The 14,809-nt window shown below is 64.9% G+C and carries 14 protein-coding genes; 4 read left to right on the top strand and 10 right to left on the bottom strand.

The genetic code is table 11. The features are described 5' to 3' along the window. Positions 1-66 precede the first annotated feature (66 nt). The 8 genes from D4754_RS05785 to D4754_RS05750 form a co-directional block, all read right to left on the bottom strand. A complete protein-coding gene (locus D4754_RS05785; RefSeq protein WP_121061968.1) occupies positions 67-1,059 on the bottom strand; it encodes an ABC transporter substrate-binding protein in 993 nt (330 codons plus the stop codon). Positions 1,060-1,115: 56 nt separating this feature from the next. Continuing rightward, entirely contained in the window at positions 1,116-1,961 is an 846-nt protein-coding gene (locus D4754_RS05780) for an ABC transporter permease (protein ID WP_121061967.1), read from the bottom strand. Beyond that, positions 1,958-2,875, bottom strand: a complete 918-nt coding sequence (locus D4754_RS05775) for an ABC transporter permease (protein ID WP_121061966.1) — start codon at positions 2,873-2,875, stop codon at positions 1,958-1,960. The genes D4754_RS05780 and D4754_RS05775 overlap by 4 nt, the downstream gene beginning before the upstream one ends. A gap of 9 nt (positions 2,876-2,884) precedes the next feature. Further along, positions 2,885-3,664, bottom strand: coding sequence for an ABC transporter ATP-binding protein (locus D4754_RS05770; protein WP_121061965.1), 780 nt, complete (start codon positions 3,662-3,664; stop codon positions 2,885-2,887). Next, positions 3,661-4,083, bottom strand: coding sequence for a VOC family protein (locus tag D4754_RS05765; RefSeq protein WP_121061964.1), 423 nt, complete (start codon positions 4,081-4,083; stop codon positions 3,661-3,663). Before D4754_RS05765 ends, D4754_RS05770 begins: the two co-directional genes overlap by 4 nt. A gap of 10 nt (positions 4,084-4,093) precedes the next feature. Continuing rightward, positions 4,094-5,548 carry a dihydropyrimidinase gene (gene hydA / locus D4754_RS05760; RefSeq protein ID WP_121061963.1) on the bottom strand — a complete coding sequence of 485 codons (1,455 nt, stop codon included), beginning with the start codon at positions 5,546-5,548 and terminating at the stop codon, positions 4,094-4,096. A gap of 45 nt (positions 5,549-5,593) precedes the next feature. Continuing rightward, positions 5,594-5,917 (bottom strand): hypothetical protein, encoded by a 324-nt coding sequence (locus D4754_RS05755; protein ID WP_163025789.1) that lies wholly within the window; start codon positions 5,915-5,917, stop codon positions 5,594-5,596. A 73-nt stretch (positions 5,918-5,990) separates the two neighbouring features. Further along, entirely contained in the window at positions 5,991-7,241 is a 1,251-nt protein-coding gene (locus D4754_RS05750; protein ID WP_121061961.1) for a Zn-dependent hydrolase, read from the bottom strand. Positions 7,242-7,396: 155 nt separating this feature from the next. Between D4754_RS05750 and D4754_RS05745 the strand changes: the two genes are divergently transcribed. Continuing rightward, entirely contained in the window at positions 7,397-8,062 is a 666-nt protein-coding gene (locus D4754_RS05745; RefSeq protein WP_121061960.1) for a TetR family transcriptional regulator C-terminal domain-containing protein, read from the top strand. A 353-nt stretch (positions 8,063-8,415) separates the two neighbouring features. Here the strand turns inward: D4754_RS05745 and preA are convergent, their stop codons facing one another. Both preA and D4754_RS05735 read right to left on the bottom strand, forming a co-directional pair. After that, entirely contained in the window at positions 8,416-9,720 is a 1,305-nt protein-coding gene (preA, locus tag D4754_RS05740) for an NAD-dependent dihydropyrimidine dehydrogenase subunit PreA (protein WP_121061959.1), read from the bottom strand. A gap of 62 nt (positions 9,721-9,782) precedes the next feature. Then, positions 9,783-11,141 (bottom strand): NAD(P)-dependent oxidoreductase, encoded by a 1,359-nt coding sequence (locus D4754_RS05735; protein ID WP_121061958.1) that lies wholly within the window; start codon positions 11,139-11,141, stop codon positions 9,783-9,785. Between the two features lie 254 nt (positions 11,142-11,395). On the opposite strand from D4754_RS05735, the gene D4754_RS05730 reads away from it, so the two are divergent. The 3 genes from D4754_RS05730 (at position 11,396) to D4754_RS05720 (ending at position 14,770) form a co-directional block, all read left to right on the top strand. Beyond that, positions 11,396-12,397, top strand: a complete 1,002-nt coding sequence (locus D4754_RS05730) for a hypothetical protein (RefSeq protein ID WP_121061957.1) — start codon at positions 11,396-11,398, stop codon at positions 12,395-12,397. A 124-nt stretch (positions 12,398-12,521) separates the two neighbouring features. Then, positions 12,522-12,986 (top strand): GNAT family N-acetyltransferase, encoded by a 465-nt coding sequence (locus D4754_RS05725; RefSeq protein WP_121061956.1) that lies wholly within the window; start codon positions 12,522-12,524, stop codon positions 12,984-12,986. 293 nt (positions 12,987-13,279) lie between these two features. Then, entirely contained in the window at positions 13,280-14,770 is a 1,491-nt protein-coding gene (locus D4754_RS05720) for an ABC transporter substrate-binding protein (RefSeq protein WP_163025788.1), read from the top strand. Positions 14,771-14,809: the final 39 nt, after the last annotated feature.

Here is a 14,809-nt window from a genome sequence, read left to right as displayed (position 1 = left end):
ACGAAAAAAGCGCGCCCGGGTCGGGGCGCGCTTTCGTCGTCTTTCAGTCTGAAATCAGCTCAGGGCTCAGTTCAGCGCCTTGTCCGTGATATCCAGCGTGTAAGCGCCTTCCGGCTGCTTCGTGATCACCGGGTCCGAGCCGCCGGCCAGCAGCGTGTCGACCGTGCGCTGATAGTCGGCCGGGTCAAGCGTGCCGTTCGAGCCGGCCGTCAGCTTGGCCACTTCGCCCATCATGAACTTCTGGTGCTCTTCCGTCTGGGCGCCGGATTCGTCGTATTCCAGCACGATCTCGGCGGCTTCGTCCGGGTTCTCCTCGGCGTACTTCCAGCCCTTCATAGACGCGCGCACGAAACGCACCATTTCATCGACGAAGGCGGGATCTTCCAGCTTTTCTTCCAGCACGTAGATGCCGTCTTCCAGGGTCGACACGCCTTCGTCTTCATACTTGAAGGTGATCAGCTCGTCCGGGGACACGCCCGCTTCCAGCACCTGACCGTATTCGTTGTAGGTCATGGTGGAGATGCATTCCGCCTGCCGCTGAAGCAACGGATCGACGTTGAAGCCCTGCTTCAGCACCGTGATGCCGTCGTCGCCGCCTTCGGTCGAAATGCCTTCCTGGCTCATCCACGACAGGAACGGGTATTCGTTGCCGTAGAACCAGACGCCGATGGTCTTGCCCTTGAAGTCTTCGGGCCCGGTGATGCCGGTGTCCTTCCAGCAGGTCAGCATCAGGCCCGAGCTTTTGTAGGGCTGGGCGATGTTCACAAGCGGCAGGCCCTTTTCGCGCGCCGACAGCGCCGAGGGCATCCAGTCGAGCATCACGTCCGCGCCGCCACCGGCCAGAACCTGGCTGGGCGCCACGTCGGGGCCGCCGGGCAGGATCGTAACGTCGAGGTCTTCTTCCTCGTAGAACCCTTTTTCCAGCGCCACGTAGTAGCCCGCGAACTGGGCCTGCGTGACCCATTTCAGCTGCAGCTTCACCTCGTCTGCGGCCATGGCGGCACTTGCGCCCATGGCCAGCACTGCCGCGCCTGCAAGTGTGTTTCTGATCGTCTTCATCTGTCTTCTCTCCATGTTGGTTGGTTTTTTAGAGTTGGTTTTATCGTGTCGTCCCGTCATCCCCGCTGCGAGGGATGCCAGAAGGTCACCCATTTCTCGACCAGGGCAACCAGCCCGAAAAAGGCCGATCCGGCAAGGGCCGCGACGACGATTTCGGCCCAGACCATGTCCAGCGCCAGTTGCCCGACCGAGGTCGAGATCCGAAAGCCCATCCCCACGGTGGGCGAGCCGAAGAATTCAGCAACGATAGCACCGATCAGCGCCAGCGTGGTCGAGATCTTGAGCCCGTTGAACACAAAGGGCATCGCGGCGGGCAGGTCGAGCTTGCGCAGGCTCTGCCAGCCGCCCGCGGCATAGGTGTGCATCAGGTCGCGCTGCATGGCGGTGGGTTCGGCCAGGCCTGCGACCGTGTTCACCAGCATCGGGAAGAAGACCATCACGGTGACGACGGCGGCCTTGGACTGCCAGTCGAACCCGAACCACATGACAAGGATCGGCGCCGTGCCGACAATGGGCAGGGCGGCGGCGAAATTGCCCACCGGCAGCAGCCCGCGCCGCAGGAAATCCGACCGCGCGGCGAAGATGCCGGCTACGAAACCCGCCGCACACCCGATGATATAGCCCGACAGCGCGCCCTTCAGGATCGTCTGCACGAAATCCTGCCACAGGATATGCCCGTTCTTCGCGAATGCGGCCGCCACGGCGGACGGCGGGGGCAGGATCACGCCAGGCACGTTCAGCCCGCGCACGATCAGCTCCCACATCAGCAAAAGAGTGATGCCGAAGATCACGGGCACGCCGATCTGCGCGGCGCGCGTTTCGGCCACGCCATCGCGGGCGAGCGTCAGGTTCAGACCCCAGCCAAGGGCCCAGATCACGAGCGCTGCGGCGACAAGGATCATCGGGCCAGCCCCATCTTGCGAAGCACGTTGCGCTCGGTCATGCTGACGATGCCCACGAGCACCGATGCCAGGATCGCGGCGGCAAACAGCGCCGACCAGATCTGCACCGTCTGCCCGTAATAGCTTCCCGCCAGCAGCCGCGCGCCAAGGCCCGCGCGGGCACCGGTGGGCAGTTCCCCCACGATGGCCCCGACCAGCGAGGCGGCGATGCCCACCTTCAGCGAGGCAAAGAGATAGGGCAGCGACGACGGCAGCCGCAGCTTCCAGAACGTCGATGTCTTCGAGGCATTGTAGGTGTGCATCAGGTCCGTCTGCATCCGGTCCGGGCTGCGCAGGCCCTTCACCATCCCGACGACGACAGGAAAGAAGCTGAGGTACGCGCTGATAACGGCCTTGGGGATGATCCCCTGCACCCCGATGGAATAGAGCACCACGATGATCATCGGCGCCAGCGCGATGATGGGAATGGTCTGGCTCACGATGGCCCAGGGCATGACGGACATGTCCATGACCTTGGAATGCACGATCCCCACGGCCAGCACGATCCCAAGGCCGGTCCCGATGGCAAAGCCCAGAAGCGTCGCCGACAGTGTCACCCACGCGTGATAGACCAGACTGCGTTTCGACGTGACCTTCTTCAGAACCGTCGTTTCCCACAGTTCGACCGCCACCTGGTGCGGGGCGGGCAGGACGGGGCGCTTTTCGGCCCATGTCAGCGGAATGGCCTGCGGGTTGTTCGCCGCCAGCACCCAGCCCGAGATATCGCGCCGCTCGGCCGCACCGGGCGGGTTCACCTCCATCCCGCCGCGTTCGGCCTGCGTCAGCGAGCCCGCGATGTTCATCGGCACGGCGGCCACGTACCAGATCGCAAGGATCACCAGCACGACCGACAGGATCGCCAGCAGGGACTTCATGCCAGCACCTCACACATCGGCATGACCCGCGCGCAGGCCCTCGCGCACGCGGTGGGCGATTTCGATGAATTCCGGCGTGTCGCGGATCTCCAGCGGGCGCGCCCGGGGCAGGGGGCTTTCGATCACGTCGGTGATCCGCCCGGGCCGGGGGCTCATGACCACGATCCGGGTCGACAGGTAGACGGCTTCGGGGATCGAGTGGGTCACGAAACAGATCGTCTTCTCGGTCCGCGCCCAAAGCTCCAGCAACTGTTCGTTCAGATGGTCCCGCACGATTTCATCGAGCGCGCCGAACGGTTCATCCATCAGCAGCAGATCCGCATCGAAGGCCAACGCCCGTGCGATGGAGGCGCGCTGCTGCATGCCGCCCGACAATTGCCACGGATACTTGCCGCCAAAGCCGTCCAGATCGACCAGCTTCAGAACCTGCTCGACACGCCGGTCCTGTTCGGCGCGGTCGAAGCCCATGATTTCCAGCGGCAGCTTGATGTTCTTCGCAATCGTCCGCCACGGATAAAGCCCCGCGGCCTGGAACACGTAGCCATAGCTCCGCGCCTTGCGCGCCTCGTCCGGGGTCATGCCATTGACGGTCAGCGTGCCGTTGGTCGGTGTCTCCAAAGCCGCGATGCACCGCAGGAAGGTCGTTTTCCCGCAGCCCGACGGCCCGATGAAGGACACGAAATCCCCCTTCTGCACGTCAAGGTTCACGTCCTTCAGCGCATGCACGGGGCCGTCGCCCGTCTGGAACGTCAGGTCCAGCGCGCTGGCCTGGATCACGGGGGCACTCATTCTTCGATCCCCCACAGGGCGGGTTCGGCGAACTCGATCGAATTCCCGGCCGGATCGCGGACATAGATGGAGCGGGGGCCATGCGGCCAGTTGAAATCCGCCTCAATGGGCACGTTGTTCGCCTTCAGATGAGTCTCGATGTCGTCAAGCTGCGCAGCCGAAGCCGCGAAGCACAGATGCCCTTCGCCGGTTGCGCCATGCGTGGGCACCGGCAGGTCGTCGTCTCCGGGCGGCACCTTCGTGGCCTCGGCCCGGAACACCAGCACAATGGTCTGCCCGGCCTTGAAGAACACATGCCGCCCGTCCTTCCGGATCACCACCGGCAGGCCGAGGAGGCCATGATAGAACGCCTCCGCCGCGTCCAGATCGTCGGCATAGAGAGCGGCTTCCAGAACGCCGGGGAGATCGGGCATTGCCATGGTCGTGCGGTCACACGCCGGTCGCCGGAATGCCCGTCCGTTCCACTGGACGCGGCGCGGTCAGGTCCTTCCACTGCGACAGCGCCTTGTTGACCGACATGTTGGCCTCGCGCGGCACGAACTGGCCGTGGCCCTCCTGCGGGCGCAGTTCGCCGTCATGGACGGCCACGCGGCCGCGGGTCAGGGTGAAGCGCGGCAGGCCCTTCACGTGCTTGCCTTCGAACACGTTGTAATCAATGGCCGAGACCTGTTTGTCGGCGGTAATGGTCTTCTCCTTCTCCGGGTCCCAGACCACCAGATCGGCATCCGCGCCCACCAGCACGGCGCCCTTCTTCGGATAGCAGTTCAGGATCTTGGCGATATTGGTCGAGGTCACGGCCACGAATTCATTGGGCGTCAGCCGCCCGGTGCCCACCCCGTAGGTCCAGAGCATCGGCAGCCGGTCCTCCAGCCCGCCGGTCCCGTTCGGGATCTTGGTGAAATCGCCCACGCCATAGCGCTTCTGATCGGTGGTGAAGGCGCAATGGTCGGTCGCCACGACCGAAAGCGTGCCGGATGCAAGCCCGTTCCACAAGGAATCCTGGTGCATCTTGTTGCGGAAGGGCGGCGACATCACGCGGCGCGCGGCATGGTCCCAATCGGTGTTGAAGTACTCGCTCTCGTCCAGCGTCAGGTGCTGGATCAGAGGCTCCCCCCAGACCCGCTTGCCCGCCAGCTTCGCGCGCCGGATCGCCTCGTGGCTTTCCTCGCACGAGGTGTGGACCACGTACAAAGGCACGCCCGCCATGTCGGCGATCATGATCGCGCGGTTGGTGGCCTCGCCCTCCACCTGAGTGGGCCGCGAATAGGCATGCGCTTCCGGGCCGGTATTGCCCTCGGCCAGCAGCTTCGCCGACAGTTCGGCCACCACGTCGCCATTCTCGGCATGGACCATCGCGATGGCGCCCAGTTCCGACAGGCGCTGGAAGCTGGCATACATCTCGTCATCGTTGACCATCAGTGCGCCCTTGTAGGCCATGAAGTGCTTGAAGGTGGTGATCCCGCGTTCCTTGACGACGGTCTCCATCTCGTTGAAGACCTGCTCGCCCCACCATGTCACGGCCATGTGGAACGAATAATCGCAATGCGCCTGGGTCGACTTGTTGTCCCAGCGTTTCAGCGCATCCAGCAGGCTTTCGCCCGGGTTGGGCAGGGCGAAGTCGATCACCATTGTGGTGCCGCCCGCCAGCGCCGCCTGCGTGCCCGAGTTGAAATCGTCGCTGGAGTACGTGCCCATGAACGGCATCTCCAGGTGTGTATGCGGGTCGATCCCGCCGGGCATGACATAGCAGCCGGTGGCGTCCAGCACCTCGTCGCCTTTCAGGTCCGGCCCGATCTGGGCGATCACGCCGCCTTCGATCAGCACATCGGCCTTGTAGGTCAGATCCGCGGTGACGATGGTGCCGTTCTTGATGACGGTGGTCATGACAAAACTCCCTGTTCTGCTGCTCGGATGCAAAGCACCCGTTCCCTATTGCACGGATGCAAAGCATCCGATGGCGGGCCCGTGCACGCCGATATCCAAAGGTCCGAAATCGCTGTCCACGCACAGCGAGAAGTAGCCCGCGCTCGGCAAGTAGATCACCGAGTAACACCCGTCCGTTCGCGTGACCGACCAGCATTTCTGCGTGAACCCGCCCGAAAAGTTCACCGTGATCTTCCGGGGCCGATGCCGCGCCGCCCGAAACGCCGCCAGCGTCATCCGCCCGGCGCGGCTGCCGTCGTCGAAACCGGCAATCTCCGCATCCAGCAACGCGTCTATGCTCTCAGCTTCCGGTGCCGCCTCGGCCATCACGCCCCTGTCTTCTTCTTTCCAAAAATACTCCGGGGGTTCGGGGGCTGGCCCCCGATCTGCCCCGGCGTCGCAATCACGCCACGACCTCGGCCTTTTCCAGCACCGCGTGCAGCAGCACGTTGGTCCCGGCCTCGGCCCATTCGGGGCTGATCTCCTCGGCCTCGTTATGGGACAGCCCGTCAACGCAGGGGCAGAAGATCATCGCCGTCGGCGCCACCTGGTTGATCCAGCAGGCATCGTGCCCCGCGCCCGACACGATATCGCGATGGGAATAGCCCAACGTTTCCGCGGCCCGGCGCACCATGTCGACGCAGCCGGGATCGAATTCCACCGGGTCGAAGCCGCCGGTCTTCTCGAACTCCACTTCCACGCCCATGTCGTCGCAGATCTTCTGCGCGCGCTCGCGGATCGTGGCCTCCGCGGCCTTCAGCACCTCGATATCCGGCGTCCGGAAATCCACCGTGAAGACGGCCTTGCCGGGGATCACGTTGCGCGAGTTCGGATAGATGTCGATATGGCCCACCGCACCCACGGCATTGGGCTGGTAGGACCACGCGACCTCGTCCACCACTTCCATGATCCGCGCCATGGCCAGCCCCGCGTTCTTGCGCATCGGCATGGGGGTCGAGCCGGTATGCGCGTCCTTGCCGGTGACCGTCATCTGCAGCCAGCACAGCCCCTGGCCGTGGGTCACGACGCCGATATCCGCGCCCTCGGCCTCAAGGATCGGGCCCTGTTCGATGTGCAGCTCGAAGAAGGCATGCATCTTGCGCGCGCCGACCTCTTCCTCGCCCCGCCAGCCGATCCGCTGCAGCTCGTCGCCGAACGCCTTGCCTTCGGCATCCGTCCGCCCGTAGGCCCAGTCCTGCGTGTGCACGCCCGCGAACACGCCCGAGGCCAGCATCGCCGGCGCAAACCGGGTGCCTTCCTCGTTGGTCCAGTTGGTGGCGACGATCGGGTGCTTCGTCTTCACGCCCATGTCGTTCAGCGTGCGGATCACTTCCAGCGTCGACAGCACGCCCAGCACGCCATCGTATTTCCCGCCCGTGGGCTGGGTGTCCAGGTGGCTGCCCATGTAGACGGGCAGGGCCTCCGGATCGGTGCCGGGCCGCATCGCGAACATGTTGCCCATCTGGTCGAGCCCCATTTCGCAGCCCGCGTCCTCGCACCATTTCTGGAACAGCGCGCGGCCTTCGCCGTCTGCGTCGGTCACGGTCTGGCGGTTGTTGCCGCCCGCCACGCCGGGGCCGATCTTGGCCATCTCCATCAGGCTGTCCCATAGCCGGGCGCCATCGATCTTCAGGTTCTCTCCGGGTGCTGCCATGGGGAGCTGCCGCCTCTTGTCGTGCCTGAGCCCGGCTGCAACAGGTCGAAGCCGGGCCGGGTCGCATGATTTGACCAATCGGTCAAAGCAACGCTATCACGGGGGAGAGAGCAGTCAAGCGACAGGGACGGCGGTTTCGCCCGCCGACAAAGCATATGCCCAAAAATCCGGCACCCCGCGCGGCGCGTGACCGTGCACAGGAAGGCGAGGCCAGTGGCGCGTCCCGCCCGGCCACGCGGATCCAGACGGAAAAGCGCGCGCTGATCCTGGATGCGGCGCTGGAGGTGTTCTCCGAACGCGGTTTTCGCGGCGCCACGGTGGATGAAATCGCGGGGCGGGCCGGGCTGTCGAAGCCGAACCTGCTCTATTACTTCCCGTCGAAGGAGGCGATGCACGAGGCGCTCCTGAACGGCCTTCTGGATACTTGGCTGGACCCCCTGCGCGAGATCGACCCGAACGGCGAGCCGCTGGACGAGATCCTGGCCTATGTCCGCCGCAAGCTGGAGATGAGCCGCAAGTTTCCCCGCGAAAGCCGTCTCTTCGCGAACGAGATCGTGCAGGGCGCCCCCCGGATCGGCGATACGCTGGGCACGGATCTGAAAGTATTGGTCGACGAGAAGGCCGCGGTGATCCAGGGCTGGATGGACGACGGCCGCCTTGCAACATCGCATCCCCATCACCTGATCTTCTCGATCTGGTCGCTGACCCAGCATTACGCCGATTTCGACGTGCAGGTCCGCGCGGTTCTTGGCGGGGAGGACCCGCTGGATGGCGCACCGGCCTTTCTGGAAACGCTCTATCGGCGGACGCTGGTTCCCTGATCCGGGGCGGTGCGTGCGAAGCACGCACCCTACGGCGGGGTCTTGGACGTTCGGGGCGTTTCGGGCAGGTCAGCTCGGGTTCACCACAGAGATGGGGCCGCCATCTCTCCGAATCCACCGTCGCCTGTTTGGGGCCTGAGCGCTCACATCCTTCCCGTCAAGGGCAAGCCGCGCATCCGCGCGGGCCTGCGGCCCCTTGACGGGAAGGACGCGACCGCTCCGATCGGCCCCAGGCGACGGTGGCTCCGCAGAGATGGCTTTGGGGCGATACATGTGCGCCGGTCAGTGGCGGTCCTGTTTTCTTCTTTCCCCAAATACTCCCGCCGGAGGCAGGCGCCGAAAGGCGCCTTCGGCTACTCCGCGGCCTGGGCCGACGGATTGTTGGGATGGGTCGTCCAGTTGGCGTACTCCGCCTCGACCACCTTGCCGGTGCGCGGGTCGACCGTGCCGGGGGCGAGGCGCTCCATGGTGATGCAATCCTCCACCGGGCAGACGTCGATGCACAGGTTGCAGGCGACGCATTCGTCGTCCTTCACCTCGAACACGCGGCCCGGGTTCATCGCGATGGCCTGGTGCGAGGTGTCCTCGCACGCGGCGTAGCAGCGGCCGCACTTGATGCAGAGATCCTGGTCGATGCGGGCCTTGGCGACGTAGTTGAGGTTCAGGTACTGCCAGTCGGTCACGTTGGGCACCGCACGGCCGACGAAATCGGAGGTCGAGGTGAAGCCCTTTTCGTCCATCCAGCGGGAGAGGCCGGCCTTGATTTCCTCGACCACCTTGAAGCCATAGGTCATCGCCGCGGTGCAGACCTGCACGTTGCCGCAGCCCAGCGACATGAACTCGGCCGCGTCGCGCCAGGTGGTGACGCCGCCGATGCCGGAGATCGGCAGGCCCGCGGTTTGCGGATCGCGCGCGATTTCGGCCACCATGTTCATCGCGATGGGTTTCACCGCCGGGCCGCAATAGCCGCCGTGCGAACCTTTGCTGTCGATCATGGGTTCCGGGCTGAAGTTGTCGAGGTTCACGGACGTGATCGAGGACACCGTGTTGATCAGCGACACGGCGTCCGCACCACCGGCATGGGCCGCGCGGGCGGGGTAGCGGATATCGGTGATGTTGGGCGTCAGCTTCACGATCACCGGCTTGTCGTAGTTTTCCTTGCACCAGCGGGTAACCATCTCGATGTACTCGGGCACCTGGCCCACGGCGGCGCCCATGCCCCGTTCGCTCATCCCGTGGGGGCAGCCGAAGTTCAGCTCGATCCCGTCTGCGCCGGTCTCGGCCACGCGGGGCAGGATGGCCTTCCACGAGGCTTCCTCGCACGGGACCATCAGCGACACGATCACCGCCCGGTCGGGGTAGTCGGCCTTGACCCGGGCGATTTCTTCCAGGTTCGTCTCGAGCGGGCGGTCGGTGATCAGTTCGATGTTGTTCAGGCCCAGCAACCTACGGTCCGCGCCGTAGATCGCGCCGTAGCGGGGGCCGTTCACGTTGACGACGGGCGGGCCCGCTTCGCCCAGCGTCTTCCACACCACGCCGCCCCAGCCGGCCTCGAAGGCGCGGCGGACGTTGTATTCCTTGTCCGTGGGCGGCGCAGAGGCCAGCCAGAACGGATTGGGGCTTTTGATGCCCAGGAAGTCGGTCGTCAGGTCAGCCATGGCTTGCCTCCGTTACGGTCTGGATCGGGACGCTAGGGTCCGTGTCTTGGCCGTGTGCCGCGTCAGGCGGCACCGGTGAGTTTCGCGTGAATGTCCATCGCGGCGTCGCGGCCTTCTGCAACGGCGGTGACGGTCAAGTCCTCGCCGCCCGCGGCGCAATCGCCGCCCGCCCAGACATCCGCCAGCGCGGTGCGGCCCGGGCCGGTCACGGCGATCTTGCCGCCCTCCAGCGTGAGCCCGTCGGGCACGGCCACAAGCGTCTGGCCAATGGCCTTGAAGACCTGGTCGGCGGGCAGGGTGGCCGTTTCGCCGGTGGGTTCCAGCTTGCCGTCGCGTGTTTCGGTGTAGGTGAGCGTGATCGCCTCGACCTTGCCATCGCCTTTGACCGCATCGGGCTGGACGTTGAACATCAGCTTCACGCCCTTGGACGCGGCCAGATCCTGTTCGAACCGGGAGGCGCCCATGTCCTCCTGGCCACGCCTGTACGCGACGGTCACGTTTTCCGCGCCCAGCAGCTTCGATTGCACGGCGGCGTCGATGGCCGTCATGCCGCCGCCGATCACCACGACGTCGCGGCCGATGGGGAGGACGGTCAGGTCGGCGCTCTGCCGCAGATCGGCGATGAAGGACACGGCGTCTTCGGCCATGTCGGCCCCTTCGGCCCTGAGCGCGTTCACGCCGCCCAGGCCCATGCCAAGAAACACGGCGTCATAATTGGTGCGCAGGCCGTCGAGCGAGATGGCCTCGCCCAGGGCGGAGCCCGTCTCGATCGTGATGCCGCCGATGGAGAGGAGCCAGTCGACCTCGGCCGCGGCGAAGTTCATCGGCGTCTTGTAGGCGGCGATACCGTACTCGTTCAGGCCGCCGGGCTTGGGCCTGGCTTCGTGGATCACGACGTCATGGCCCAGCATGGCCAGCCGGTGCGCGCAGGCGAGGCCCGCGGGGCCGGCGCCCACGATGGCGACGGTCTTGCCGGTGGGCGCGGCACGGTCATAGGGGTGCTTGTTCGCGCGCATCGCCGTGTCGGTGGCGTAGCGCTGAAGGCGGCCGATCTCGACGGGCCGGCTTTCGGCGGTCTCGCGCACGCAGGCTTCCTCGCACAGCGTTTCCGTGGGGCAGACGCGGGCGCACATGCCGCCAAGGATGTTCTGATCGAAGATCGTCTGCGCGGCCCCCATGGGAGAGCCCGTCTGGATCTGGCGGATGAACAGCGGGATATCGATGTCGGTGGGGCAGGCCGTCACGCAGGGCGCGTCGTGACAGAAATAACAGCGGTCCGCCGCCACCGCCGCTTCGTGCGGGGCCAGGGGCGGATGAAGGTCCGAGAAATTGTCGGCGATCTGGGCCTTGGTCCGGCGACCGGCGACGATCCCGTCCGCGCGTTCTTTTCGTGTGCTGGCCTTCTGTGTGCTGGCACCCATGGCATTCTCCCGAAACGGTACAACTCTGCCCCTCCAGACTGACAGATCCGATTTTTTTATCAAATGGTAAATTTTTCAAGTTTGCCTCAAGGTGCTGTTTGCCGGCGCTGCTGCCCAAAAAATCGGCAGACGGGGCCTTGGACTGTCAGCGGGCTGAGGCTTTGCGGCGGGTTTTCGTTCTGCTACGGAATGATAGCGTTGCATCCGACCGCCACAACCCGCGCACCGCGCGCAGGGGAACGAGTGAACCGACCATGCCCCAGACGGCCTTGCCCCCCGATTTCAATGTCGTCGTCATCGGACAGGCCGGACGGCTTCAGTACGAGGCGGTTCTTTTCGCCGCCTCGCTGCGCGCCAGGAGCCCGGCGTTCAAGGGACGCCTGTTCGTGGCCGTGCCGACCCACGGGCCGAGATGGGTGAAGGATCCGACGATCAGCCATGACCCTGTGCTGGAGGCCTTGAAACGGCTGAAGGTCGAGATCCTGCCGTTCGAGAACAAGGTGTTCGGCCAGTCCTACCCCTATGGCAACAAGATCGAGGCGTTGCAGGCCCTGCCCGAAGGCGAGCCGTTCGTCTTCTTCGACACCGACACGCTGATCACGGGGGAGCTGACCTCGGTCCCGTTCGATTTCGACCGGCCCTCCGCCTCGCTGCGCCGCGAGGGGACGTGGCCTGTGCCGACGCTCTATGGCCCGGGCTACGCGGCGATGTGGAAATCGCTGTACGACCGGTTCGGACTGGATTTCGACTCCAGCCTCGACCTGTCGCAGCCGGACGAACATTGGCGGCGGTACCTGTATTTCAATGCGGGCTACTTCTACTACAAGTGCCCGCGTCTCTTCGGGGACCGGTTCCTGGACTACGCCTTGGTGATCCGGGACGATCCGCCGGTAGAGCTTGTTGGCCAGTCGCTGGATCCCTGGCTGGACCAGGTGGCGCTGCCTTTGGTGATCCATTCGCTGGGTGGCGGGCGGGATGCGCTGCCGGACGGATATCTGGACGGCACGGTCAGCTGCCATTACCGGCATTTCCCGCTGCTTTACGCGCAGGAGAGCGACCGGACGGTCAAGGTGCTGGAAGAGGTCGCCGCGCCCAACTGGGTAAAGAAGGTCCTGAAGGAATACGAGCCGATCAAGCGCACGGTCTACCAGGGGCGGGGCGACAAGGTGCGCGCGATGTTCGACCGCGATGCGCTGCCCACCCGCGAACAGGTGATCCGCAACAGGATCAAGGCGGCGAAGTTCTGGATGCGGTAGGACGGGTTGCGGTGCGTGGGGACCACGCACCCTACGGCGGCGTACACGGGGTTGCGATCAGCTGTGCGTTTCGCTGTCCCCATGGGAGCGCTATCCGGTGCGTGATTGCGCGACGGAGACCACCATGGATATCACCTTCACCCGCCTGACAAAGATCCCGCTGGATCGGATCGCGGCGCACATGTCCGATCCGCGTGTGGTGGCGCACATGCCGCTGGCGGTGGGGGGCTGGGACGCGGCGCGCTGCGCGGCTTTCGTGGACATGAAGGAAGGGTTCTGGACGCGCGACGGGCTGGGCCACTGGGCCTTTCTGGCGGATGGCGCCTATGTCGGATGGGGCGGGTTCCAGAAGGAAGGCGATGACTGGGATTTCGGCCTTGTCCTGACACCCGACAGGTTCGGCCTTGGCCAGCGGATCGCGTTCAAGGCGCTGGACTTTGCCCGCGCCGATCCGCGCATTCCCTACGTGACCTTCCTGCTGCCGCTGTCCCGCAAGCATCTGCGGGCGCTCGACCGGCTGGGTGCGCGGCCACAGGGAGAGATCGACCTTGGCGGCGCAAGATTTCGCAAGTTTTTCCTGCCAACCTAGCAACTTTTCATCTGACAAGAGTCAGGTTTTGCTGATACACTGGCCGGACCAGAACCGGTGAAAGAGCGTCAGGATGCCCGGAGAGCATTGATAAGGCGTCACAATCCGGCCGGGACAGCGCCACCGTTTGGCTGAATCAGGAGTACTTCATTTTACTCCCTGTTCAGTAAACTGGCAGCCAATAACCGCGAAAAAGCGGAATCGAAGATCCTTGGGAGGAGAAATCGAAGATGAAACACACAAGATTGGTGCGTCCAACGTCACGTGCGCGAGGCCTTGTCGCGGCTTCCGCCATGGTCCTTTGGCTGGTCGCAGGGACCGGTGCTCACGCTGCCGACAATGAACTGACGGTCGCGATCGAAACCGACGTGCGCGGCTTCGACACCGTCGATGGCGGCGTGCTGGGTCAGACGGGCGAGATCGTGATGCGCGCGATCCAGGAGCCGCTGGTGCGCTGGAACCCCTCCACGAACGAGGCCGAGCCTCTGCTGGCGACCGAGTGGGAAACCAACGACGACCAGACCGAATGGACCTTCAAGCTGCGCGATGACGTGACCTTTCACGATGGTTCGAAATTCGATGCCGAGGACGTGGCCCATCACTACAACCGCATTCTGGACCCCGAGAACAAGTCGCGCTCGCGCACGTTCATCGCGTCGATCGAGAATGTCGAGGCCGTGGATCCGACCACGGTGAAGTTCCACCTCGCCCATCCGTGGCAGGCGCTGCTGCCCTACCTGGCGACTACGTCGATGTCGGGCCCGATCCCGTCCAGCGACGCGGTGGATGCCGGCACCCAGAACCGCGCGCCGGTGGGCACGGGGCCGTTCAAGTTCGTGGAATGGTCCTCGGGCGACCGGATCGTGGTGGAAAAGAACCCCGATTACCGCGACGCGGACGAGATCAAGCTGGACCGCATCACCTTCCGCATCCTGCCCGACACGCAGACCCGCTTTGCCTCGCTGAAATCCGGTGAAGTGGACGTGATCTGGACCGACCGCGGCCCGACCATCGTCGAGGCCAAGGAAGACCCGGACATCGTCACGCTGACCTCGGAAGGGGCGGGCGCCGCGATCAACCTGCTGAACGGCAAGAAGGAGCCTCTGTCGAACCCGCTGCTGCGCAAGGCGCTGGCCCATGCGTGGAACCAGGACGCGCTGGTGCAGATCTCGTGGCAGAACACCCGCCCGGCCGTTACCCATCCGCTGGGGCCGGTGATGGATTGCGGGGAGGCGAACTATCGCCATTTCGATATCGAGAAGGCCAAGGAACTGCTGGAGCAATACAAGGCGGAAACCGGCAAGACCGAGATCCCGAACATCGTGATGATCCACACCGCAACGCCGCGGGGCCGGGAACTGGGCGAGATCTACCAGCAGACCGCGAAGGCCGCCGGAATCCCGATCGAGCTTCAGCCGGTGGACCAGTCGACGCTGGTGAAGCGCGTCTTCACCAACGATTTCGACATCTCGGGCTGGCGGATCGCCGATGGCGCCGACATGGGGCCGCAGCTGTTCGCCTACGTGGCGCCGGGCTCGTCCTATAACCTGACCGGGTTCGACGATCCCAAGCTGGCCGATCTCGCGATGGAGATGCGCACGGCCACCACCATGGAAGAACGTCTGCAGAAGCAGTGCGACATGGTGTCGATCATGAACGATGACGGCGGGCTCCTGTATCGTGGGGGCGGGCGGTACCACGCCTTCACCCGGCCCGAGGTCAAGGGCGTGCCGGCCCCCTATCGCGGCGTGGTCGACGTGACCCGCGCCTATATCGAAGAGTAAGACACCGGTGTTTCGACCGTCCGGCGTAGCTTGCGCCGG

The sequence above is a fragment of the Chachezhania antarctica genome, assembly GCF_003646465.1.
Classification (GTDB): domain Bacteria; phylum Pseudomonadota; class Alphaproteobacteria; order Rhodobacterales; family Rhodobacteraceae; genus Chachezhania; species Chachezhania antarctica.
The sequence above is the reverse complement of the archived record's forward strand: the minus strand, read 5'-3'. Positions and strand labels throughout refer to the sequence as shown.